The sequence below is a fragment of the Streptomyces sp. NPDC005566 genome, assembly GCF_040605575.1.
Classification (GTDB): Bacteria; Actinomycetota; Actinomycetes; order Streptomycetales; family Streptomycetaceae; genus Streptomyces.
Genome location: NZ_JBEXDB010000004.1, coordinates 85,530 through 108,182 on the forward strand (window position 1 = coordinate 85,530; position 22,653 = coordinate 108,182).

Annotated in this window: 15 protein-coding genes; 10 read left to right on the forward strand and 5 right to left on the reverse strand. The window is 69.6% G+C overall.

Annotated elements, in window-relative coordinates; all coding sequences use genetic code 11:
- The first annotated feature begins 470 nt into the window (after positions 1 to 470).
- Complete coding sequence (locus ABZS61_RS07635; protein ID WP_356417233.1) at positions 471 to 2,285, forward strand: ABC transporter ATP-binding protein; 1,815 nt, start codon at positions 471 to 473, stop codon at positions 2,283 to 2,285.
- Between the two features lie 43 nt (positions 2,286 to 2,328).
- On the opposite strand, the gene ABZS61_RS07640 is transcribed toward ABZS61_RS07635, so the two are convergent.
- Entirely contained in the window at positions 2,329 to 3,030 is a 702-nt protein-coding gene (locus tag ABZS61_RS07640) for a hypothetical protein (RefSeq protein ID WP_356417234.1), read from the reverse strand.
- Positions 3,031 to 3,175: 145 nt separating this feature from the next.
- Positions 3,176 to 4,447, reverse strand: a complete 1,272-nt coding sequence (locus tag ABZS61_RS07645) for an alpha-L-fucosidase (protein WP_356417235.1) — start codon at positions 4,445 to 4,447, stop codon at positions 3,176 to 3,178.
- Between the two features lie 469 nt (positions 4,448 to 4,916).
- Between ABZS61_RS07645 and ABZS61_RS07650 the strand changes: the two genes are divergently transcribed.
- From ABZS61_RS07650 to ABZS61_RS07675, 6 genes are all read left to right on the forward strand, one after another.
- Positions 4,917 to 6,011: a substrate-binding domain-containing protein gene (locus ABZS61_RS07650; protein ID WP_356417236.1), complete on the forward strand. Its 1,095-nt coding sequence runs from the start codon at positions 4,917 to 4,919 to the stop codon at positions 6,009 to 6,011.
- Between the two features lie 128 nt (positions 6,012 to 6,139).
- Complete coding sequence (locus tag ABZS61_RS07655; RefSeq protein WP_356417237.1) at positions 6,140 to 7,447, forward strand: sugar ABC transporter substrate-binding protein; 1,308 nt, start codon at positions 6,140 to 6,142, stop codon at positions 7,445 to 7,447.
- A gap of 84 nt (positions 7,448 to 7,531) precedes the next feature.
- On the forward strand, positions 7,532 to 8,491 hold the full coding sequence (locus tag ABZS61_RS07660; RefSeq protein ID WP_356417238.1) for a sugar ABC transporter permease: 960 nt from the start codon (positions 7,532 to 7,534) through the stop codon (positions 8,489 to 8,491).
- On the forward strand, positions 8,488 to 9,420 hold the full coding sequence (locus ABZS61_RS07665) for a carbohydrate ABC transporter permease (protein ID WP_356417239.1): 933 nt from the start codon (positions 8,488 to 8,490) through the stop codon (positions 9,418 to 9,420). Before ABZS61_RS07660 ends, ABZS61_RS07665 begins: the two co-directional genes overlap by 4 nt.
- An 80-nt stretch (positions 9,421 to 9,500) precedes the next feature.
- Complete coding sequence (locus ABZS61_RS07670; RefSeq protein WP_356417517.1) at positions 9,501 to 10,478, forward strand: hydroxyacid dehydrogenase; 978 nt, start codon at positions 9,501 to 9,503, stop codon at positions 10,476 to 10,478.
- A 65-nt stretch (positions 10,479 to 10,543) separates the two neighbouring features.
- Positions 10,544 to 12,037 (forward strand): HAD-IA family hydrolase, encoded by a 1,494-nt coding sequence (locus ABZS61_RS07675; RefSeq protein WP_356417240.1) that lies wholly within the window; start codon positions 10,544 to 10,546, stop codon positions 12,035 to 12,037.
- Positions 12,038 to 12,091: 54 nt separating this feature from the next.
- Here ABZS61_RS07675 and ABZS61_RS07680 read toward each other — a convergent pair whose 3' ends face one another.
- From ABZS61_RS07680 to ABZS61_RS07690, 3 genes are all read right to left on the reverse strand, one after another.
- Positions 12,092 to 12,802: a hypothetical protein gene (locus ABZS61_RS07680; protein WP_356417241.1), complete on the reverse strand. Its 711-nt coding sequence runs from the start codon at positions 12,800 to 12,802 to the stop codon at positions 12,092 to 12,094.
- Positions 12,803 to 12,895: 93 nt separating this feature from the next.
- The gene (locus ABZS61_RS07685; RefSeq protein WP_356417242.1) at positions 12,896 to 15,370 is read right to left on the reverse strand and encodes a polysaccharide lyase 8 family protein; all 2,475 of its coding nucleotides are present in this window, start codon (positions 15,368 to 15,370) and stop codon (positions 12,896 to 12,898) included.
- A 187-nt stretch (positions 15,371 to 15,557) separates the two neighbouring features.
- Positions 15,558 to 15,974: a DUF3459 domain-containing protein gene (locus ABZS61_RS07690; protein ID WP_356417243.1), complete on the reverse strand. Its 417-nt coding sequence runs from the start codon at positions 15,972 to 15,974 to the stop codon at positions 15,558 to 15,560.
- A gap of 122 nt (positions 15,975 to 16,096) precedes the next feature.
- On the opposite strand from ABZS61_RS07690, the gene ABZS61_RS07695 reads away from it, so the two are divergent.
- The 3 genes from ABZS61_RS07695 to ABZS61_RS07705 all read left to right on the forward strand — a co-directional run bounded on the left by ABZS61_RS07695 (position 16,097) and on the right by ABZS61_RS07705 (position 22,534).
- A complete protein-coding gene (locus tag ABZS61_RS07695) occupies positions 16,097 to 17,092 on the forward strand; it encodes a helix-turn-helix domain-containing protein (RefSeq protein ID WP_356417244.1) in 996 nt (331 codons plus the stop codon).
- 196 nt (positions 17,093 to 17,288) lie between these two features.
- Positions 17,289 to 21,146, forward strand: a complete 3,858-nt coding sequence (locus ABZS61_RS07700; RefSeq protein WP_356417245.1) for a S8 family serine peptidase — start codon at positions 17,289 to 17,291, stop codon at positions 21,144 to 21,146.
- Between the two features lie 233 nt (positions 21,147 to 21,379).
- On the forward strand, positions 21,380 to 22,534 hold the full coding sequence (locus ABZS61_RS07705) for a serine hydrolase domain-containing protein (protein ID WP_356417246.1): 1,155 nt from the start codon (positions 21,380 to 21,382) through the stop codon (positions 22,532 to 22,534).
- The last annotated feature ends 119 nt before the right edge of the window (positions 22,535 to 22,653 follow it).

Below are 22,653 nucleotides of genomic sequence, written 5' to 3' on the forward strand. Positions count from 1 at the left end.
GGTTCCTCGGGTCGCAGGGGGCAGCACGGACGGTCAGGGAAGGTCACGCACCTCGTACCGAGCAGCGTGCCACCGGGCACCGGCGCGCGCTCCCCGGACAAGGCGAACCGGTACACCCCGCCCGGCCTGCCTCGCGAGTCCTGATGGGCTCCGTACCCCCGGTGCCGGCCCCGCTTTCCGTGGCCCACCGGCAGGGGTGGGGATGACCCGATTGCGGCGTTGCCGGTGGCCGAGAAAAACGCGTGGACCGCCCCGACGCCGACGCGGGAGACTGCGATTCCTGGCCCCCCGTACTCGCGCGGACACATCACCGCGAGCCGTGTGGGGGCTCCGCAGTCATGCCCTGCTCGGTCGGAAGGCGATCCCGCCGAGGCATGCAGCCGAACCGGATCGCCCCGCGGCCGGTACCGCGACGACGCCTCCCCGGAGACGCTCGGAGCGGGCCCGCCGCACGACCGCACAGGGTGGGAATGGGACTGACCGAGGCACACGAGGAATCGCCGGGCCAAGGGTCCGTGCTCCTGGCACTGCGTTACTACGGCAAGGAGTTGGCCCGGCTCCGATGGCTGACGGCACCCGCGATGCTGTCGCCGGCACTGGGCAACATCGGCATCAACTACATCGCGCCGCTGATCGTCGCGAAACTCGTCGGCCACATCGCCGACGGCGGCACCACCACCTTCACTTCGATGATGCCCTACGTGCTCGGCTTCGCCGGTGTCCTGCTGCTCGCGGAGGCGTTCTGGCGCATCGGTCTGCACTTCCTGAACCGCCTCGACGCCCGCGGCATCGAGCACCTCTACGTGATCGGCATGGACGAACTGTTCGCCAAGGACGCCACGTTCTTCCACGAGAACTTCGCCGGGTCGCTGACCAAGCGGGTCCTGAGTTTCGCCTCGCGCTTCGAGGAGTTCGTCGACACCCTGACCTTCTCGGTCGTGGGCAGTTTCGTGCCGCTGCTGTTCGGGTCGGTCGTGCTGTGGAGCTACGAACCGCTGCTCGTCGTGGGTCTCCTGGCGATGATCGTGGTGACCGCCCTGTGCGTGATGCCTCTCATCCGCCGCCGGCAGGCGCTCGTGGACCAGCGGGAGGAGGCGATCGCCCAGGTGTCGGGGCACGTCGCCGACAGCCTCATGAACATGGACACGGTCCGGGCCTTCGGCGCCGAGCGACGCGAGGCCGCCGAGCACCGCTCACGCGTCGCGAAGTCGCGCCGGCTCACGTTGAGGTCCTGGGACTACGGCAACCTGCGCATCGACACGCTCGTCGCTCCGATGTCGGTGCTCACCAACGCCATGGGCCTGCTGCTCGCGGTGACCCTCGGCGGGGGAGGACACGGCGTGGAGGCGGTCGTCGTAGCTTTCACGTATTACACCAACGCGACGCGGATCATGTTCGAGTTCAACCAGATCTACCGTCGCCTGGAGAGCTCGATGACGGAGGCCGGGCAGTTCACCGAACTGCTGCTGGAACAGCCCGTCGTGCTCGACCCGCCGTCGCCCGAACCGCTGCTGTCGAAGGCCGCCGACGTACGCTTCGAGCAGGTGACCTTCGCCCACGCGGGCGCGAAGCCGCTCTTCGAGCGCCTCGACCTCGACGTGAGCAGCGGTGCGAAGATCGGACTCGTCGGCCGGTCCGGCGGCGGAAAGACCACGCTCGGCCGACTGCTGCTGCGCATGACGGACATCGATTCCGGCCGGATCCTGATCGGCGGGCAGGACATCACCAAGCTGCGCCAGGCCGATCTGCGCAGCCTGATCGCCTACGTACCCCAGGACCCGGCGATGTTCCACCGCACGCTGCGGGACAACATCGCGTTCGCCCGGCCCGACGCCACCGAAGCCGAGATCCGCCGCGCGGCCGAGGCGGCTCACGTCACGGAGTTCGCCGACGGCCTGGCGGACGGCTTCGACACCATGGTGGGCGAGCGGGGTGTCAAGCTGTCCGGCGGCCAGCGGCAGCGGGTCGCCCTCGCCAGGGCGATCCTGCGCGACGCGCCGATCCTCCTGCTCGACGAGGCGACCAGCGCACTGGACTCCGAAAGCGAGGTCCTTGTCCAGAAGGCGCTGTGGCACCTCATGGAGGGGCGGACCGCGCTGGTGGTGGCGCACCGGCTCAGCACGGTCGCCACCATGGACCGGCTCGTCGTCCTGGACCGGGGGCGGATCGTCGAGCAGGGCACGCACCAGGAGCTGCTCGCATCCGACGGCACCTACGCGAAGCTCTGGCAGCACCAGTCGGGCGGCTTCCTGGACGATGCCCCCGCGCAGGCCGACCTGATCTGAACCCCCGAACCGGCAACCACGGTCCTTCCGCCCGGGTGGGGTGTCACCCCGGCGGAGTCTCCGACGCGCGCCAGGCGGTCGCGAGTCCTTCCAGCCATGCCGGAGGCAGTTCCGCGTGCTCCCATTCCGCCCGGAGAGCAGCTGGTGCGGCGGTGAGTCGCTCGAGTACGGCGATGCTCGTGGGGGAGTGGAGCAGGGAGTAACGGCCGTGGACGGCGATGCGGCTGCCGGGACCGTACCGCGCGTACACCTGCGCGAGCCGCTCTCGATGGGACTCGGTGAACTGCTCCAGTCGTCCCGCGTAGCCGACCCGTCCCACGACGCTCATCGTGCCGAGCACCGCGGTGAGGACCTCGTCCGACACCTCGGGGTCGAGGCCCGAGACGTCACTGAAGGCACGACTGAGCGGCGTCACGGCGACCTTGGCGCGCTCCACGTCCACCTGCCCGACCGGGTGATGGCCCCGTACGGTGCCGCCCGCCGAACCGGACATCGCCGGGCCGATGGCACGATCGAGGGCCCGCTCGGCGATGCGGCCGAGTTCGTCACGTACGGCCCGGGCGCCGTCGTGCCGGCCGGTGGCGTACGCCTCCTCCTTGTCGTCCGGGACGCCTTCCGCCTTTCCGACCTCGCTGTGCGCGTCCGCGATCGCGCCGGCCTCGACGAGCGCGATCAGCTCTTCGGCCTCGTCCCGGAAGACTCCGGCGCGGCCCAGAAGTTCAAGGAGGGTGTTCCTCGCGTTCATGATGCTGGCGGAGTCCAGCGGGTGCCGGCCCACTTCGGCGGTGTCGATCGTGTCCTCCTCGTCGGCCTCGGTCTGGTGCTTCCGCAGGTGCTTCAGCAGGACGTGGCTCTGTCGTCGCGCTTTCCGCGCCTCGGCCGTGAGGCTTTCAGCTGGGACGGCCGCCGTCCAGCTTCTCCACGGGTGTGTGCGGCTCAGGTCGCACGGGTTCGGTGCCGTGGCCCGTGCGGAAGCCGCGGACCGCGAGCAGGCGTGCGTGCGCTCCCGCCAACCGGATACGGAGCTCGCGGACCTCGACGGCAGGGAAGGCATGGAGCCGGCGCACACCGACGGTGTGGCCGGACGCGAGGACGCGGCCGTCGGCGCATACCTGGTGTCCGTCGACGTGCTGACCGTCGGACAGGTCCTCCCGCAGTTCCAGATGGTCCAGAACCACCGGCTCCGGGAAGCGAGCCACCACAGTGCCGTCCGCCCCGGCGACCAGCGCGGCGGTCGCCGGCCGCGCGAACCGGCGCCCCAGCTCTTCGCGGAGTTCCAGCAGCCGTTGCCGGTCGGCGGGGTCGATCCGTCCGCTGCGGTCGGGCGGAACGTTCAGGAGCAGCCCGGCGCCCAGTCCGACCGAGTGGTACCAGATGGCCAGCAGGTGGTCGAGGCCCTTGAGCGTGTCCAGGTCGTCCGGCTGCCAGAACCAGTTGCTGCGGATCGGTACGTCGCACTCGGGCGGCAGGTACCGGAGCCCGCCCAGCCGGGTCGTGTCGTCGTCGTACACGCTGATGCCCGTCGAATCGACCGTGTACCGGCACGGGTCGGCGGCGAGCCCGTCCTCGTTGCCCACCCACCGGATGGTCGGGCGGCCCATGTTGAAGACCATGGCGTCCGGCTGGTGCTCGTCGACGACGGCCATGACGGCGTCCCAGTCGTACGTACGTCCCTCGGAGCCCGCACCGTCGAACCACAGTTCGTGCAGCGGGCCGTAGCCGGTGCAGAGTTCGGTCAGCTGCCGCAGATAGAAGGCGTCGTAGGCCTCCGGATCGTCGTAGCAGTCGGCATGGCGGTCCCACGGCGAGAGGTACAGCCCGAGGCCGATGCCTGCCTCGCGGCATGCCTCGGCCAGCTCGGCGACCACATCCCCCCTGCCCTCGCGCCAGGGCGACGCGGCGACGGAGTAGTCCGTGGTGCCGGTAGGCCAGAGACAGAAGCCGTCGTGATGCTTGGCGGTCAGGACGACGTACGCGGCGCCTGCCGCGACCGCCGTCCCGACCCACTGCCGGGCGTCGAGTCCCGTCGGATCGAACGTGGCAGGGTCGAGCGAACCGTCGCTCCACTCCTGCCCGTTGAAGGTGTTGATCCCGAAGTGGAGGAACAGCCCGAAGCCGTCCTGCTGCCAGGCCAGTTGCGCGGCGGTGGGGCGAATGGGCACGGTGACTCTCTCGTGGAAGGGTCGGGCAGGACGAGTGTTTCGGGCGTGGTGGCGGACCCGCCTGTCGGCCGCGGCCCTTGATCGGTCCCGCCCTGCGTCCACGCTAGGAGCCCGACCCGGCCGGGCGCGTGGGTCCTGATCACCACTGCTGGTAAATTCTCACCGCCCTGTCGGTCCGGCTGAGCCGGACAGCCCTGGGGCGGGTCGCCGGGAGGCCTCCCGCTGTGAACCGCTCCGTCCCGTGTCCTGCGGCCGCCGTTGCGTACATCGAGGCACGTCAGGCCTTCGACCAGGTCTGCCGGCACGCGCGCGGGGCGTCTCCGGGACCTACGGGCCGGCTCGAAGAAGCGACGGAGCTCCGCACCGGAACGATCGTATTGAACGCAAACGTTCGATACGCTATTCGACATACAGTGACCTGCGCGGAGCCACTCTTCGCTTCCGTTCGGCCTTGCCCCAGGGGGAGCCCATGCGTCTGCACGTCGACCAGCGCCACGAGCGGGTGCTCGAACTCGTCCGGGAACGTGGCAGCCTCCGGGTTGCCGAGCTGGCGTCCGAGCTCGGGGTCTCCGCGGTGACCCTGCGGCGGGACGTGGAGGCTCTGGCGGCCCAGGGAAGGGTGCAGCGGCTGCACGGGGCCGTGGTGTGGCCGACGGAGCAGACCACCGCGGAGGCGGTGCCGCAGCCGCCGACGGCCGAGGGTGCGGTGATCGGAATGATCGTGCCGACCACCACTCTGATCTTCGCGGACATCGTGCGGGGGGCGCGCGAGACCGTTGAGGCCCAGGGGGGCCGCCTGGTGCTCGGGATGTCGGGCTACGTGGACACCGAGGACCCCGTACAGGCGGAACACCTCCTGGCGGGCGGGGCCGAGGGCCTGCTGATCGCTCCCAGCTGGTTCGGCGGTGTACCGGCCGACGGCCAGGAGAAATGGCTGCTGGAGTGTTCCGTCCCGGCTGTGCTCATCGAGCGCTCGGCGCCCGCGGGCAACCCCGCCGCGGTGCTCGACCGGGTGCGCACCGACCGGTCCCACGGTGCGGCGGAAGCAGTCGGTCACTTCGCGCAACTCGGCCACCGTGCGGTCGCCGCCGTACTCCAGGAAGGGCCGCACGCCGCGCAGATCACCGCGGGGTACCTGGCCGCCGTGGAGGCGCTCGGGCTGACGCCCGTGGCCGGATCACCGGCCATCAGGGGGCACGGCGAGTACGACGAGATCGCGGACTACCTGGTCGACGCGGTGGAGAACAGGGGGGTCACCGCGGCCCTCGTCCACAGCGACGAGGACGCGGTCGTGCTGGTCCCGCGCTTGCGGGCGCGCGGCATCAGCATCCCCTCCGACCTGGCCCTCATCGCGTACGACGACGAGGTGGCCGGGCTGTCCGACGTGCCGTTGACCGCGGTCGCGCCACCCACCCGCGCGGTCGGTGAGCTGGCGGCGAAGCTGCTTCTGCAGCGCCTGGCCGAGCGTTCGTCGGGCCGGACGCCGACACCGCGCCAGCACCTCGATCTGCTGCCCGAGTTGCGGGTCCGAGCATCCTGCGGAGCGAACGAAGGGGCGAAGTGAGCATCAAGGTGATCGCAACCTGATCGATGTGATTGTTATGCGCGTTCTCTCTTGACTGTGATCGATGTTGCGCAAATGATGTTCCTCGTTCGCCTCTCGCCCGTACGAGGTCTCGTAGGAGCCGTGCAATGTCGCGCACTTCACGTTCGTTCCGTATAGCCGCCGTTTCCTCCCTCGCCGCTCTGGGGCTGCTCGCCACAGCCTGCGGCGGGGACAACGGCTCGGCCGACGCCGCTTCGGACGGCAAGCCGGTCACCATCGACTACTGGACCTGGACCCTGGGCGCCAAGGCGACCGCGGAAGAGTTCAACCGGACCCACAAGGACATCCAGGTCACGTTCACGGAGATCCCGAGCTCCGCCGAGGGCTACAGCAAGTTGGCCAACGCCGTGAAGGCCGGCAACGCGCCCGACGTGGCCACCATCGAATACCAGATGGTCCCGGAGTTCGCCAGCCAGGGAAACCTGGTCGACCTCACCGAACTCGCCGGGGACACGGTCAAGGAGAAGTTCCCCCAGCCCATCCAGGACCTGGTCAACTTCGGCGGCAGAACCTGGACGGTCCCCTTCGACGCCGCGCCGCAGCTGTACTACTACCGAACCGACCTGTTCAAGAAGTACGGCATCGAAGTCCCCAAGACCTGGGACGAGTTCGAGACGGCCGCTGCCGAGGTCAAGCAGCAGGACAAGAGTGTCCGACTCGCCTCGATGCCCAAGTCGGACCCCGCGCTGCTCGCCGCACTCGCCTGGCAGGCCGACAGCAAGTGGTTCTCCATCAAGGGTGAGGCGTGGAAGCCCGCCGTCGACGACGCCGGCTCCAAGAAGGTCGCCGCCTACTGGGACGGGCTGATCAAGAACGACCTCGTGCAGACCTACACCGGATGGAGCCCGGAGGAGACCAAGGCCCGGATCGAGGGCAAGACCCTCAGCTTCCTCGGCGCCTCCTGGTCCGCGGGCGGCATGAAGACCTCCCTGCCCGACCTCGAGGGCAAGTGGGCCGCGGCGCCCATGCCCAACTGGGGCACCCCCGCCAGCGGCAACTACGGCGGCACCTCCTACGGCGTCCTCAAGGGCAGCAAGCACGCCGAGGCAGCGGCCGAGTTCATCAAGTGGGTCACCACCGACGGCGCCGCGGTCAAGGCCCGGCTGAGCGACAAGAAGTCCCCCAGCAGCGCCCTGCCCGCCAACCCGGAGATGCGTGAGGTCGCCGCCGCGCAGTTCGACACCTCGTACTTCAAGGGCCAGGACATCTACGGGCTGGCTTCCGAGCAGGTCGACACCATCGTCCCCGGCTGGACCTGGGGCCCGAACCAGATGGACGTCTACACGGCGGTGCAGGACGCCTCGGCCAGGAGCGGCTTCAGCGGCGGAGTCGTCGCCGGCCAGCGCAAGGCGGAGTCGGGCATCGAGGACCGCGGGCTCAAGCTCGCCAAGTGACCCGTCGGGGGCCGGCCGCGACCGACCGCGGCCCGCCCCCGACGACCACCCTCCCCGCAGCGCCCACCCGCCAAGGAGCCCACCGTGGCAGCACCCGTCCTCAAAGCCGCGCGCCCCGCGCGTGCCGGCACGCCCCGCGCCGGCACGTCCCGGCTGAAGCAGAACCAGCGCGGCGCCGCGGCTCTGTTCATCGTTCCGTTCTTCGTGCTCTTCGCCGCTGTCATGGCGGCCCCGATCATCTACGCCGTGTGGATGAGCCTGTTCCAGGAACGCGCCTCCACGGGCCTCGGATTCGGTGGCGCGGAGCGGGCGTTCGCGGGCCTCGACAACTTCACCAACGCACTGTCCGACCAGGGCTTCCGTGAGTCCTTCCTGCATATCGCGGTCTACTGCGCGCTGTACATCCCGGTCATGATCGGGGCCGCGCTCGGGCTGGCCCTGCTCGTCGACTCGGCCCTCGCCCGGGCGAAGAAGTTCTTCCAGCTGGCGATCTTCCTCCCGCACGCGGTGCCGGGCCTCATCGCCTCGATCCTGTGGATCTACCTCTACACACCGGGACTCAGCCCGGTACTGGACTGGATCGGCGCTCTCGGCGGTACATGGAGCTTCTTCAGCGACGACCATGTGCTCTCCTCCATGGTCAACCTCACCGCATGGCAGTGGATCGGCTACAACATGGTGATCTTCTACGCCGCACTGCAGGCAGTACCGCGAGAAGTCATCGAGGCCGCCGTCGTCGACGGGGCCGGCGCCGTCCGCACCGCCCTCCGGATCAAGGTGCCGATGATCGCCTCCGCGGTCGTCCTGACCGTGCTCTTCACCTGCGTCGGCGCGATCCAGCTCTTCACCGAGCCCAAGCTCTTCAACCAGCGGGGCACCTCGTCCGTCGACACCGAGTGGTCGCCGACCCTCTTCATCTGGAAGGCCGGCTTCGTCCAGCACGACTACGGCCTGGCCGCCGCCGCGTCCCTGATGCTCGCCGCCCTCGGCGTGCTGCTCTCGTACATCGTCACCAAGCTCGGAAACCGGTGGAAGTCCGCATGAGCACTCACACGGTCACCAAGGCATCCGCCCCCGCCCCCGCGCCGGCCACTCCCGCCGAGCGCACCCCCGCCACGGCCGGCCGGCGGCGCGGGCCGACGCAGTTGCTCTCCAAGGGCGTCGTCAACGGCATCCTGCTTCTCGCCGCCTTCTACATGCTGATGCCGGTCAGCTGGCTGTTCTTCGCAGCGACGAAGAACCACCGCGACCTGTTCGCCACCGGCGGCTTCTCGTTCGGCGACTTCAACCTCTTCTCCAACATCCACGACGTCCTCACCTACAACGACGGCATCTACCTGCGGTGGTTCGGCAACAGCCTCCTGTACTCCGTGGTCGGCTCGGCCGCGTCGGCCTTCCTGTGCACCGCCACCGGCTACGCCTTCGACAAGTACGACTTCCGCGGCAAGGAGAAACTGTTCGGCCTGGTGCTCGGCGGGGTCCTGGTGCCGGCCACGGTCATCCAGCTGCCCATGTACCTGCTGGCCTCCAAGGCCGGAGTCGTCAACACCTACTGGGCGATCCTGCTGCCCGCCCTGGTCAACCCGTTCGGCGTCTATCTGGCACGGGTCTTCTCCGAGGGATACGTGCCCGGCGAGGTCCTGGAGGCGGCACGGGTCGACGGAGCGGGCGAACTGCGGATCTTCAGCCGGATCTCGCTGCCGATGCTCGCCCCCGGCTTCATGACCATCTTCCTGTTCTCCTTCACCGGAAGCTGGAACAACTTCTTCGGCGCCCTGGTCATGCTGAACGACGACTCCCTCTACCCGGTCAACCTCGGCCTGTTCATGTGGAACACCACCACCGCCCAACAGCCCGAGTTCTACTCGCTGGTGATCACCGGCTCGCTCATCGCCGTCATCCCGCTGATCGTCGCGTTCATCGCCCTTCAGCGGTTCTGGCGCTCCGGCCTCACCGCGGGCGCGGTGAAGTGACCGTGCTCGTACCGGAAGGCACCGTCCTGCACAGCCCCGACCACACCCCCGGCGTCCGGCGACCCGTCACCCTGCTCGCCATGGGCGGGGACGTCCACCGCACGCTGCTCCTCGAAGGCGGCCTCGACAGGCTGGCGGACATCGCGGCCGTGGACACCTCACTCCTGGTCACCGACTACGCGACGGCCGACCCGGCGGCCCTCGCCGCCGCCGAGGTCCTGTTCACCCACTGGGGATCCCCGCAACTCACCGACGACGTGCTGGGCCTCATGCCGCGGCTGCGTGCGGTCGTCCACGCGGCGGGCTCGATCAAGCACCACGTCACCGAGGCCGTGTGGGCGCGAGGCATCACCGTCTCGTCCGCCGCCGCGGCCAACGCACTGCCCGTCGCCGAATTCACCCTGGCCGCCATCCTGTTCGCCAACAAGGGGGTTCTCGGCGCCGCCCGCCAGTACCGCGAGGCCCGGGGCGCCTTCGAACTCCTCCCGCACTTCGCGGGCCGGGGCAACTACCGCCGCGTCATCGGGATCGTGGGCGCCTCCCGGATCGGCCGCCGCGTGATCGAGCTGCTGCGCCCGTTCGACCTCACGGTCCTGCTGCACGATCCGTACGTCGACCGAGCGGACGCAGCGGCCCTCGGTGTGGAGCGCGTCGGGCTCGACGAACTCGTCCGGCGCAGCCATGTGGTGTCCATCCATGCACCCGAACTCCCCGAGACGTGGCGCATGTTCGACGCCCGCAGACTGGCGCTGCTGGCCGACGGGGCCACGCTCGTCAACACCGCGCGCGGCTCGCTCGTCGACACCCGCGCCCTCACCGACGAACTCGTCTCCGGCCGGATCCACGGCGTCATCGACGTGACCGACCCGGACCACCTTCCCGCCGACTCCCCGCTGTACCACCTGCCCAATGTGCTCCTGACCCCGCACATCGCCGGCTCTCTCGGCAACGAGATCGGCCGCATGACGCACTGGGCGGTCGACGAGGTGGAGAGGTACGCACAGGGCGCGCCCTTCGCGTACGGCGTCGGCCCCGACGAGCTCGACCGCTCCGCCTGAGGAACACCCCGCATGCGGCACGGCCGACCGCCGTGACCGGCCGCCCGACCGGAAGGACCACCCCTATGCCTGGCCGTGCCCGCCGAGTCCTCGTCGTCGGCATCGACGGCGTACGTCTCGACACGCTGCGCCGACTGCGGACCCCGCACCTGGACGCCCTCGCCCAGCAGGGCTTCCTGGCGCCGGTGGCGATCGACGCGGACACCCCGACGATGTCGGGTCCCTGCTGGGCCACGGTCGTGACCGGGGTGACCGCGGCCAAGCACGGCGTGTGGAGCAACGACTTCAGCGGCCACCGCCTCCGTGTCTTCCCCGACTTCGCGACCCGGCTCGCGGAAGGGGACGGGCGCCGTACCTTCGTCGCGGCCGGGTGGGAGCCCCTGATGCTCGCGCGCGGCGGCGGGCCGCTCTTCCAGGCCCCGGCCAGGGCCGCGTACGTATCACCCGACGCGGACACCCCGGCGGGCTGGGAGAAGTGCGACGCGCAGATCACGGAGGAAGCCGTACGGGTCCTCTCCGATGACGATCCGGAGGCCTCTTTCGTCTACCTCGGCGCCCCCGACGAGACCGCGCACTTCCTCGGCTGCGGGAGCGAGTACGACCGTTCCGTCCTGGCGGCCGACGAGCGACTGGGGCAGCTCCTGGAAGCCGTTCGTTCGCGGCCCTCGTACGAGCACGAGGACTGGACGTACCTCGTCGTCACCGACCACGGCCACGTGGACGCGGGCGGGCACGGCGGCCGCTCGGAGGCGGAACGCACCGCGTGGCTGATCGCCGCGGGACCCGGCATCGACGCCGGAAGTGCTCCCCGTACCGTCCGCCATGTCGATGTGGCACCCCAGGTGTTCGCCTCGCTCGGCCGGCACCCCGACCGCCACTGGACGCTGGACGGCAGGCCCTTCGCCGCCGCCCCGCACGCCGTGTTCCTCGACATGGACGGCACACTCGTCGACACCGAGGCCCTGTGGCTGCGGACCGTCCGGGAGACCGCGGACGGACTCGGTCACGAACTGGGCGAGGAGGACCTGCCGTTCGTGCTCGGCCGCGCCGTCGCGGACACAGCCACCCGTCTCCACCACGTCTCCGGTACCGGCCGCAGCGAGGCATCCGTGGCGGGGGAACTCGACGCGGCCTTCCTGGCCGCCGTCGAGCGCGAGACCGAAGTGCTGCCCGGTGCCCTCGAACTCCTCGATCTGCTCGCGGAGTTGGACATCTCTGTCGCCCTGGTCTCGGCATCCCCCAGGCCCGTCGTGGACGCCGTGCTCAAGGTGCTCGGTGCGGAAAGGTTCCGCACGACGGTCGCCGAGGGCGAGACGCCGCGCACCAAGCCCGCATCCGACCCCTACCGTGCGGCGGCACGTTCCCTCGGTGTCGACCCGGCGGCGTGCCTGGCCGTGGAGGACAGCCCGACCGGCGTCGCGGCCGCCGAGGCCGCGGGGTGTCGGGTACTCGCGGTGCCCTCGTTCACCGACATCCCGCCCGCGCCCGGCAGGACGGTGCTGCCCGGCCTGTCCGCCGTGAGCCGGCAGACCCTGTGGACCGCGGGCCTCGCCAGGTGAAGCGTGGGGGCCGGCGCGGCGGTATGCCGCGCCGGCCCTCACGGGTGGAAACGGCTAGGACGCCACGTCCGCGTAGCTGGTGCCGACCTTCAGCCCGTCGATCCAGTTGATCACCCGCTTGTCCTGCACCTCGGCGCCGTAACTTCCCCACCGGGTGTCGTTGCCCAGGTCGTCCCAGGTACGACCGGAGAACTCGGCCACCTTCGCTCCGTTGTAGTACGCCTCGACCCAGCCGGCGGAGGCGGTGTCGGACGTGTGGATGCCGAGGACGATTCGCTTGTACGTGCTGGTCGTCACCGGGGTGGACCACTTCAGGGTCCAGACCTCGCCCACCTCGATGTGGAAGAGCTTCAGGACTCCGCCCTCGACCTTCATGAGCACCGGGTAGTTCTGCTGGTGCTGGTCGTTGGTGCCGTAGGACTTCCACTGGAAGATCGTCCCCGCGTCCGGGGTGTTGGTGGAGGTGTCCCAGCCCAGGTAGTACGTGCTGTTGTTCTTGAAGGTGTAGCGGGAGCCGCCCACCGACAGGCCGTGCGCCTCGCAACGTAGCAGCCCGAGGGGCTTGTTGAACTTGAAGACGGTGCCCCGGCCGTCGCTGTTGTCCTGGGCGGTGACGCTGCCGGGGGAGTCGCACAGGACGCCGTCGAACACGGCCGTACCCGCGGAGGCGTCACCGTTCCAGATCACGGACGCGCTTGCGGGGTGGGCCACGACGAGACACCAGGCGAAGGCCGCGGCGGTGGCGGCGAGAAGGGATGGGCGCATGGTTCGTCCTCCGAGGTGAGATGAACGAGGATGCGCCGGGCAGGGCGGGCCCGGCCGTACCGAGGCCGCCCTGCCCGGCGCGGGGCCCTGGTGTCAGGCCGTGCGGACCTTGACCCGGTGGGTCGCGCCGGCGGTGGCGCTCAGGTCACCGAAGGTCAGGGTCAGGGAGGAGCCCGTCCGGGCACCGGTGACCGCGGGAGCCTTGGAGAGGACGGAGGCGACCGGTCGGCGCCAGGTCAGGGTGAGGCTCTTGACGCTGCGGGACGGGTCCGCCACCGAGACCGTCGCCGTGCCGTCGCGCTTCTCCCGGATCTGCACGCTCACCGGTGCGTCGGCCGTGACCTTGCCGGCCGTACCCGCGGCCCAGAAGTTGATTCCGGTGAAGCCGAGGGAAGGGACGCGAATGCCGTGCTGCTGCGGGGTGTTGGCAAGGATCTGCAGCCACAGCGGGTCGAGGGCGCGAGCCGCGGTACGGATCTTTCCGGCGCCGGGCATGAGGATGTACGCGTAGGAGGCGTCCTGCGGGTCGGTGCCGTGGTCCTGCCACAGGGTCACGTAGCGCCGGGTGAAGGGGGCGGGGGAACTGCCGGCGTTGATGTCCTTCCACGCGCCGGTGCGCTCCTCGCGCAGTGCGCTCACCCGGCTGCCGCCCGCCTCCGGGAAGACGTAGCCTGCGTGCCCCTCGATGTGCGCCCACCTGGTGTGCTCCCGGGTGGTGTGCCAACCCTGCGCGCCCGACTGCGGGATACCGTTGAGGGTGAGCGCGGCGGTGCCCGACGCGCCGAGGTTGCGGTTGTCGATCACCGTCTCCACCGCTGCGCCGTCGGCCGAGGTGATGCCCGCGCCCAGGCAGACGACGGAGTCGTCGAGCCAGAACCACGACTTCTTCGCGGTCATCGTGCTGCCGACGCCCCGCAGGTGCTGCCCGGTGGTGCCGAACTCGCCGTCGGTGGTGCCGCCCACCCAGGTGGTGTCCGGCTTCGGGTTGCCCCAGTTGCCACCGAACCCGTCCGGAAGCTGCTTCTTCGAGACGGTGACACCGGGCAGCCGGTACGGGTCGACGGTCGGCCAGAAGGTGTCCGAGTACTGGGCGAGGCCGTGGTCGCCGCCCCACCAGGACAGCCAGCCCGAGCCGGTGTGGTAGCCCCGGGCGTGCTCCCCGTTGCCGAACTCGTAGTGCGCGATGCGGGCGGAGGCCATGCTGACGGATGCGCCCCAGTCGCGGCGGCGATGGGTGGCACGGTCCATGTTGGGGAAGGCCCGGTGCTCGCTCGGTTCGGGCGACGCCCGGACCGTGTCGTCGTCGTACAGCTTCTGCAGCCGCGCCGTGTTGACCAGGCTCAGCTTCGGGTTCTTCAGCGCGGGACCGTAGGAGTCCCGCAGGAGCCAGCCCTTGACCATGGAGTTCCAGCGCGCCTGCTCCTCGGCGCTCGCGCCCTGGCCGACCAGGACGACCGAGGCCATCACGCTGTGCGCGCGCGTGTGGTCGTCCTGCGGGAGCTGGAAGGAGTCGGCCTCCGTCAGACCGCGGCTGATCCCGCGGCTGGAGACGTTGTCCATCATCAGGCCGTCGTAGATGAACGGGGCGATGGCCTTCTCGACGGTGTCGAGGAACAGCTGGCTGCCCGGGTCGTCCACCTGCCACGTCGAGTCCCGCAGCAGCGTGAACAACCGTCCGAGGCCGTCGTGGAGCACCGCCCCGTAACCCCCGATGTACGGGACATCGGTGTGCTGGACGAACGAACCGTCGGCATAGAAGCCGTCGCCGGACGTCACGTAGGGGAAGACGGGTGACAGCGCGTCACGGCCGACTTCGATCTTGGCCGCGCTGCCGCCGACGACGCCGCGCAGGATGAGCCCGCGACACAGGTCGACACGGTTGGCACCGGTGCTGGTGCCGGTGTACTTCGCCACGGCCGAGTCGGGAAGGAAGCGGTCCACGGACCGGCAGTAGACGGCCACCTGCTCGGCCGAGAGGTGGTCGTGGAGCAGCACGGCGGTGTCGAGGAGCGCCTGCGGTGAGCCGATCTGGAAGTTCCACCAGTTGCCGAACGGCGCCCGCTCCGCGCTGTAGATGTCGGAGCACAGGTGGTCCAGGCCCGTGATCACGGCGTCCCGCAGCGCCGTGTCACCGGTGACACCCGTCCCGGGCTGGGCATACGCCTGGGCCATCGTGCTCAGCCGCGTGAAACTGTCGTTCATCCGGGCGGAGTAGCCGTACGACTCCTGGTCGGTGCCCGGGGTCGGATCCGCGTAATCGAGGCCGGGCCAGAGAGAACCGGTAGCCGGTGCCATGGTGGCGCGGAAGCCGGTTGCCTGGGTGCCGAGCGTGGTGAGCTTCGACCGGAACGGCTCAGCCGTCGGACTGAAACCCTCGCCGAGGATCAGGGTGCGCCACTTGGCGCGCAGCGCGACGAAATCCTCGTCGGCCTCCGCGGCAGCCGTGGCCGTGCCGCGGGGGGCCGCCGCGGCGGTGCCGGTTTCTGCTAGGCCGACGGCGACTGCGGTGCCGCCGGTCGCCGCGAGGAAAGTGCGGCGGGACCAAGGGGGCGGGGGAGGGGGCGTCATAGGTGCTCCGGAGGCCGGGAGAGGAACGGGAGTTCGCGTGGAAGTAAGGCGGTTTTTAGCACGCATGCGCTCAACTGCTCAATGGAATCGACGGAATTGATCGTTTCGATCGGAATGAACAGAAACCTCTGGTGAGGTATGCCAGAAATACGCCTTTCGGTCCTCCGGTCGCCCAACGGCCCCGCGGTCATTCCCGCCGGAGCCAGACCGCTGTGTCCGGAGGCAGGACGGCACCGCTGCGGAGAGGGCCGCTGGTCAGCAGCACCTCCGTGGTGTCCGGCAGGGGAATGCTCCGCCCGGACTGATTGACGATGCAGGCGAGCTTCCCGTCAGCGCCCCGGGTGAACGCGAGGACGCCGTCCTGCGCACGGCCGCCTTCGGACCACCAGGCCAGGGGCCCGTCGCCGAACGCGGGGAGCCGCTTCCGCAACGCCAGCGCCTTCCGGTCGAGGACGAGTGCGGAGTCGGGATCGGCGGCCTGCGCGGCGACGGTCAGGGCGGCCCAGGACGCGGGCTGCGGCAGCCACGGCTCGTTGCCTTGCGCGAGGGACGGCCCGTGCGGGACCGAAAAGTGCGGATGCCGTGACAGCCCGGCCGAAGGCATGCACGGGGCCGTACGCGGGCCGTGACCGGCCGTGTTCCCGTACCTTCTCACCTGCTGTCTTCGGCCAACGGCTTGTCCGGCGCCCCGCTATCCTCTGCTGGTCTTCGAGGGGAAGGGCGCACATGCTGGAGACGCTGGGGCTGAGCACGAGCGAGTCGCAGATGTATCAATTTCTCGTCAGGTCGGGGCGCATCCGCACCGATCAGATGCGGCAGCGGCTCAACCTGAGCCATGCACAGACGGTGGAAGCGACACAGGGGCTCGTCGCCAAAGGTCTGGTGACCCTCACCGACGAGAGACCCGCGCAGGTGGTTCCCTCTCCTCCCGACATCGCCGGAGAGGAGCTCCTGCTGCTGCGGATGAACCAGCTCCGGACGGCCCGGGGCGTCATGGACCGGCTCGCCAAGGAGTACCGGAAGACTGCCTCGGGCCCGGCTGCCCTGGAGGAGATCGCCGAGATCGTTCCCGAGGACTGCCTGGCGCTCCGGTACGAGCAGATCCAGCGCAGTGCCCGTAAGCAGGTGCTGAGGTTCGACGCACCGCCGTACCTGGTGTCCGAGGACCTCAATGCGGCCGAGCTCGACCAACTGACGGCCGGGGTCAGGTACCGGACCGTGTACGACCGCTTGGCGGTCGCCGAGACCGGTGCGATCCACGAGATAAAGCAGTACGTCGACGCCGGCGAACGGGCCCGTGTACTCAACCAGGTTCCGCTCAAACTGGTCATCGTCGACAGATCCGCGGCGCTGGTGTCCTTGCGGGCCGAGGAGGCGCAACTGCCGCAGGTTGCCCTCCTGATCCACCCCGGCCCGCTCCTCGAAGCACTGCTCGCCCTCTTCGAGATGGTGTGGGCGAGCGCGCTGCCGCTGGACCCCGTCTCCGATCAGGGGCCTCTCACGCAGCCGGACGCCCAGATGCTGACCCTTCTCCTCTCGGGCCTCACCGATGATGCGATCGCACGCCAGCTCGGCATCGGCAAGCGGACGGTGAACCGGCGGGTGCACGGCCTCATGGACCAGGCAGGCGTCTCCAGCCGCATGCAGCTGGGATGGCAGGCCGCCCGGCTGGGCTGGATCACGGAGGTTCACGACCCGGTCACAGGGCGCCGACAGGGTTGACCCGCGCGACGGCTCGTGGCAACAAAGCGCCATGTGGCGCAGATGCGCCACGGTACCTATGGATCCGCCCGCCACCTGCCGGTTAGGTTCCCGGGCGGCGCGGCATCGTACGGACGTTTGGGCTGGTCACCACCAAGCCCGTTCCGGCATCACTTTCTTTGGCGCGCCGGCCTGTCGAGCGTGTGAAAGGAACCTGATGTACATATTCCGCGAGAGACGGCGGCGTACCGCTGCCGTCGGCGGAGTGGCAGTGGCGGTCGCCCTGTCACTCACGAGTCAGCTACCGGTAGCAGCTGCTGCGGCGACCCCGCAGAGCGGCTCCCTCGTGCAGCCCACGACCGAGAAGAAGACCACGACCACGTCGACACTGACCCTGATCACCGGGGACACCGTGGCACTGACCACCGAGGCGGACGGCAGGCAGGCGGTCAGCATCATGTCGGCGGCCGGGACGTCCAAGACGTTCGAGACCGCGAGCGGGCAGAACGGTGACCTGTACGTCTATCCGGACGACACGACGGCCGCCATCGCCTCGGAGACGGTGGACCGCGAACTGTTCAACATCAGCCGGATGATCAGGGACGGCTACGGCGACGCGAAGACCGACAAGGTCCCGGCCATCGTCGACTTCAAGGGCACGCCGGCTGCCGCAACGCTGAAGCAGAAGGCCGGAGCGCTGCCGGGCAGCGACACCCGGCGCGTCCTGCCGAAGCTGGGCCTGTCCGCCGTCCAGGTCGACAAGGACGGCGCCAAGGGATTCTGGCGGGCGGTCAAGCCCACCACCTCGCTGACCCGCAGTGGCGAGAACAGCGTCGTACCCGGTACCGCCGGGGTGGCCAAGGTCTGGTACGACGGCCGGGCGAAGGTCTCGCTGGACAAGAGCGTGCCGCAGATCGGTGCCCCGGAGGCATGGGCCAAGGGGTACGACGGCAAGGGCGTGAAGGTCGCCGTCCTGGATACCGGTGCGGACCTGAACAACGCCGACATCAAGTCCGACATCGTTGCCAGCCAGAGCTTCATCGACGGCCAGACGGTCCAGGACGGCCACGGCCACGGCACCCACGTCGCGGCCACCGTCGCGGGCAGCGGCGCCAACGCCGACGGCGCGTACAAGGGCGTCGCCCCGGGCGCCGACCTGCTGATCGGCAAGGTGCTCAGCAACACCGGTCAGGGTCCGACCTCCAGCATCCTGGCCGGCATGGAGTGGGCGGTCGCGCAGGGCGCCGACGTCATCAGCATGAGCCTCGGCGGCGCCGACACCCCCGGCGAAGACGTCATGACCAAGGCGGTCAACTCGCTCAGTGCCTCCTCCGACACCCTGTTCGTCATCGCGGCAGGCAACGACGGCAGGAAGGGCGAGTCGACCCTCGGCACCCCCGGTGCCGCCGACGCGGCCCTCACGGTCGGCGCCGTCGACAAGTCCGACGCGCTCGCCGACTTCTCCAGCCGCGGCCCGCGGCTCGGGGACATGGCGATGAAGCCCGAGATCACCGCCCCGGGTGTGGCCATCGTCGCCGCCCGCGCGGCCGGCACCACCATGGGCACCCCCGTGGACGACAACTACACCTCCGCCAACGGCACCTCGATGGCCACCCCGCACGTGGCCGGTGCCGCAGCGATCCTCAAGCAGCACCACCCCGACTGGACCGGGCAGCGCATCAAAGAGGTCCTGACCGCGCACGCCAAGTCGGCGCCCGAGCAGACCGTCTACCAGCAGGGTTACGGCAGGGTCGACATCCCCGCCGCGCTCGACCCGTCACTGGAGCTGTCCGGCACGGCCGACTTCCGAGTGATCCCGTGGCAGAAGGGCACGTACGAGAAGCGGAACCGCACTCTCACGCTCCGCAACAACGCCACGAGCGACACCGTCGTGACCCTGGCCGCATCAGTCAAGGACAAGAGCGGCGCCGAGGTCCCCGCCGGCACGCTGGCCCTCTCGGGAGCGGGACTGGCCGACGGCCGGGTCACCGTCCCGGCCGGCTCCACCGCCGAGGTCACGGTCACCCTCGACCCCAACGGACTGAAGACCAGCCACTACAGCGGATCCATCACCGCTACCGCCACAAGCGGTGAGTCGGTGCACGCCGCGCTCGGCTTCGTCACCTCCGTCGAGCAGCACGAGGTCACGCTGAACGTGACCGACCGCTTCGGGAACACCCCCAAGGCGCTCAGGTTCACCCTGCACGGGATCGACAACACCGTCTGGCAGAGCCAGACCATGTACGGCAACGGCACCACCACCCTGTCCGTACCGCTCGGCCACTACTCCATCGAAGGCACGCTCTACACGGCGGACCCCGCCGGGGGTGCGGTCTCCTACGCGGGCGACCTGTTCACCGTGCCCGACATCGAGGTGAGTGACCGGGACCAGACCTTCACCGTCGACGGCACCACCGCCACCGACCTCAGCGTGAAGATCAAGGGCGAGAAGCGGCCACTGGAGAACGGCCAGGTGACCTCGTTCATCTTCCGTGAGGCCGGTACCGCAGGCGGGTACCCGAGCTTCGCCGGCATCGGCAACCTGCTCAACCTCGCCGACTTCAGGCAAGGTGCCGTCCCCAGCCCCGGGGCCACCACCGGCGCGCTGCGCCTGGAGACCTCCATGGCCCTGCGTGAACCGCTGGTCCAGCTGGAGGTGACGGGCCCTGGGCACGTGACCATCCCGCTGAAGTCCTCGGTGAACGCGAAGCGTTTCGCAGGCACCAAGCGCACCGACCTGGTCGACCTGGGCGCCGGTACCGAGCAGGACTTCGCCGGTGCCGACGTCAAGGGCAAGACCGTACTGGTAACCGTGGCCGACGTCACCGAGGCCGAGGGCCAGGCCGACAGGGCCGCGGCTGCCGGAGCTGCCGCAATGATCGTGGCCCCTGCCGCCCCCGGCCCGAGCGGCAGCGGCGTCCCCGTCGGTCAGACCATCCCGGTCGCCCACGCCTCGTACGACAACGCCGCAACCCTCAAGGGCCTGCTGGCCAAGGGCAAGGTCCGGATCGTGCTCAAGGGTGTCCAGGAATCGGGCTACGTCTACCACCCCCACTTCACCGACGACCGGATCCCCACCGACCTGGCCAAGACCGCCGACGTCAAGGACTTCGCCAAGGTAGCCAATACGTTCCACTCCGACGGCGCCCGGCGCATGGGCGCCGAGTACATGAACGTCTGGGGCCCCCAGCAGGTGACCACGGTCGCCGTCGCGCAGCCCCTCTACCACGGCACCACCCGCGACGACTACTTCGTGGCGGGTACCGGGGTGACGTACCAGCCCACCACTACGGCCGACTTCAACTCCACCGTCTGGTGGATGAACGGCGCACGCGCCGCCTACGGCACCCCGGGCAAGTCCTACACCCGGAGCTGGTTCGCCGGCCCGGTGCGCACGGCCCAGAACGACTTCGGGCCGTGTGTGTTCTGCCGCACCGACGTCTGGCAGCGCATGCCCAGCGGCAACGGTGGTGACGACGAGGCCGACCACTACCTCACGGGCAGGACGAACACCTGGAGCTACTACCTCAACGGAAAGCCCATCACCGGTTTCGGACAGCTGGTGCCGGAGAAGGCGGACTACCGGTACGTTCTCGACCAGAAGCTCACCGGTCTCCCGGGCGTCACTCTGGGCCGCCAGACGCACACCGAGTGGAGTTTCAGCCAGGCGGCACCGACCACCATGGCCATCAAGGACTGCGACACGGCGTTCATTCCCGCGCCCAAGGTCTGTGAGTCCATGCCCGTGATCCTGCTCGACTACGACCTGCCGCTGGACAAGCTCAACCAGGCGCGGGCAGGACTGCCGTACACCTTCACCGTCGACGCGGGCCGCCCCACGGGCTGGACCGGCTCCACCGCGATGGCGGGGGCCAAGGTCTCCGTCTCCTACGACGACGGCGCCACCTGGAAGTCCGCCGCGATGCTGCGCAAGGACGACAACTCCTTCCAGGCGCTGCTGTGGCACCCCAAGGCTGCGGACACCAACGGCTTCGTGACTCTCAAGACCGAGGCCTGGGACTCCGCGGGCAGCCGCACCGTCCAGACCATCACCCGGGCCTACGCCCTCAAGTGAGGACCTGAACCACAGGCCGGTCGCTGACCGGCCGTACACAGGAAGGCGAGGGGCCCGGAGTCCGAGAGGACTCCGGGCCCCTCGCTTCGGCCGTTCCTACGGGGGGCAGCCCCCTGCACCGCCCTGAGGACAGCGTGTCGGCACGTCAGGGGGACAGCCGGATGGGCCCATCGACTCCCCGCTGGTGGGATGGAACCGGACGCGCAGGCAACCCGAACCGAAGAGAGATCATCATGTACGTGTTAGCAAGGCGTCGGCGGGACCTGATCGCGCTGACGGGCCTGGCCGTGGTAATCCTCACCGCGTCAACCGGGCTGTCGGCGGCGGCGAAGCCCCAGCCGACCGATTCGCTCCAACAGCAGGTGGACGCGATCCATGACACGGGGACCGTCGGCGTGTTCGCCGAGGTGACGTCACCGGTCGGACATGACAGCGCGCGTGCCGGGACGGCCGGGACGAACACCAGGAGGCCGATGCCACGCAACGGCAGGTTCCGGATCGGCAGCGCCACCAAGACGTTCACCGCCACGGTCGTGCTGCAACTCGTCGGCGAGGGGCGGATGTCCCTGGAGGACACCGTCGAGCAATGGCTGCCGGGAGTGGTCCGGGGCAACGGCAACGACGGCAGCCGGATCACCGTGCGGCAGCTGCTGCAGCACACCAGCGGCATCCATGACGTCGGGCCGGAGATACCCGCACTGAACAGCGCGGACGGCTATCGGACCGAGTGGTTCCGCACCTACACCCCCGCGGAGTTGGTGGGAGCGGCGATGCGGCACGCTCCGAACTTCGACCCGGGCAAGGGCTGGTCGTACTCCAACACCAACTACATCCTCGCCGCGATGATCATTCACCAGGTCAGCGGCCGGAGTTGGGCACGGGAGGTGAAGGACCGGATCATCCGCCCGCTGGGTCTGAAGGACACGAGTACGCCCGGCTCCTTCCCGTTCATCATCGGCCCGCACGCCCAGGCCTACGCCGCGTTCGACACCGATGCGGGCCCGGGCCCCGACGTCACGGCACTCAATTCGAGTATGGCGGTCGGCGCCGGCTCGATCATCAGCACCACGCACGACCTCAACCGGTTCTATGCCGCGCTGCTCGGCGGCCGACTGCTGGCTCCGGCGCAGCTCGACGAGATGACGACGACCGCACCCGCGCCCGAGCTGGGTGTGAACTACGGACTCGGTCTCGCCGAGATCCCGTTGTCCTGCGGCGGCAGCTACTTCGGTCACCGGGGCGAGCTCCTCGGCTACGTGACCTGGGCCGGCGCCACCCGGCACGGGACCCGGACCGCCGTGGTGTACGGCACCAGCGACGGGAGCCGGGACACCCAGCGGGCCATGACCACACTCGTGGACCAGCAACTGTGCAGGACCAGCTCATAGGGTCCGTCCTTCGCCGGTGTCCTCCCCCGGGCCCTGCAGCGGATCCAGGCCCTGGCAGACGCTCTCGGGGACATCGGCCGGCTGGTCCAGATCGACTCCGCCATCGTCTGCGGAAGGAA

Bases quoted from the DNA above. Each gene is read 5' to 3' on its own strand.
- ABZS61_RS07700 (WP_356417245.1), top strand. From the start codon at position 17,289: ATGTACATATTCCGCGAGAGACGGCGGCGTACCGCTGCCGTCGGCGGA.
- ABZS61_RS07670 (WP_356417517.1), top strand. From the start codon at position 9,501: ATGGGCGGGGACGTCCACCGCACGCTGCTCCTCGAAGGCGGCCTCGAC.
- ABZS61_RS07640 (WP_356417234.1), bottom strand. From the start codon at position 3,030: ATGAACGCGAGGAACACCCTCCTTGAACTTCTGGGCCGCGCCGGAGTC.
- ABZS61_RS07635 (WP_356417233.1), top strand. From the start codon at position 471: ATGGGACTGACCGAGGCACACGAGGAATCGCCGGGCCAAGGGTCCGTG.
- ABZS61_RS07680 (WP_356417241.1), bottom strand. From the start codon at position 12,802: ATGCGCCCATCCCTTCTCGCCGCCACCGCCGCGGCCTTCGCCTGGTGT.
- ABZS61_RS07695 (WP_356417244.1), top strand. From the start codon at position 16,097: ATGCTGGAGACGCTGGGGCTGAGCACGAGCGAGTCGCAGATGTATCAA.
- ABZS61_RS07665 (WP_356417239.1), top strand. From the start codon at position 8,488: ATGAGCACTCACACGGTCACCAAGGCATCCGCCCCCGCCCCCGCGCCG.
- ABZS61_RS07685 (WP_356417242.1), bottom strand. From the start codon at position 15,370: ATGACGCCCCCTCCCCCGCCCCCTTGGTCCCGCCGCACTTTCCTCGCG.
- ABZS61_RS07655 (WP_356417237.1), top strand. From the start codon at position 6,140: ATGTCGCGCACTTCACGTTCGTTCCGTATAGCCGCCGTTTCCTCCCTC.
- ABZS61_RS07675 (WP_356417240.1), top strand. From the start codon at position 10,544: ATGCCTGGCCGTGCCCGCCGAGTCCTCGTCGTCGGCATCGACGGCGTA.
- ABZS61_RS07650 (WP_356417236.1), top strand. From the start codon at position 4,917: ATGCGTCTGCACGTCGACCAGCGCCACGAGCGGGTGCTCGAACTCGTC.
- ABZS61_RS07690 (WP_356417243.1), bottom strand. From the start codon at position 15,974: ATGCCTTCGGCCGGGCTGTCACGGCATCCGCACTTTTCGGTCCCGCAC.
- ABZS61_RS07705 (WP_356417246.1), top strand. From the start codon at position 21,380: ATGTACGTGTTAGCAAGGCGTCGGCGGGACCTGATCGCGCTGACGGGC.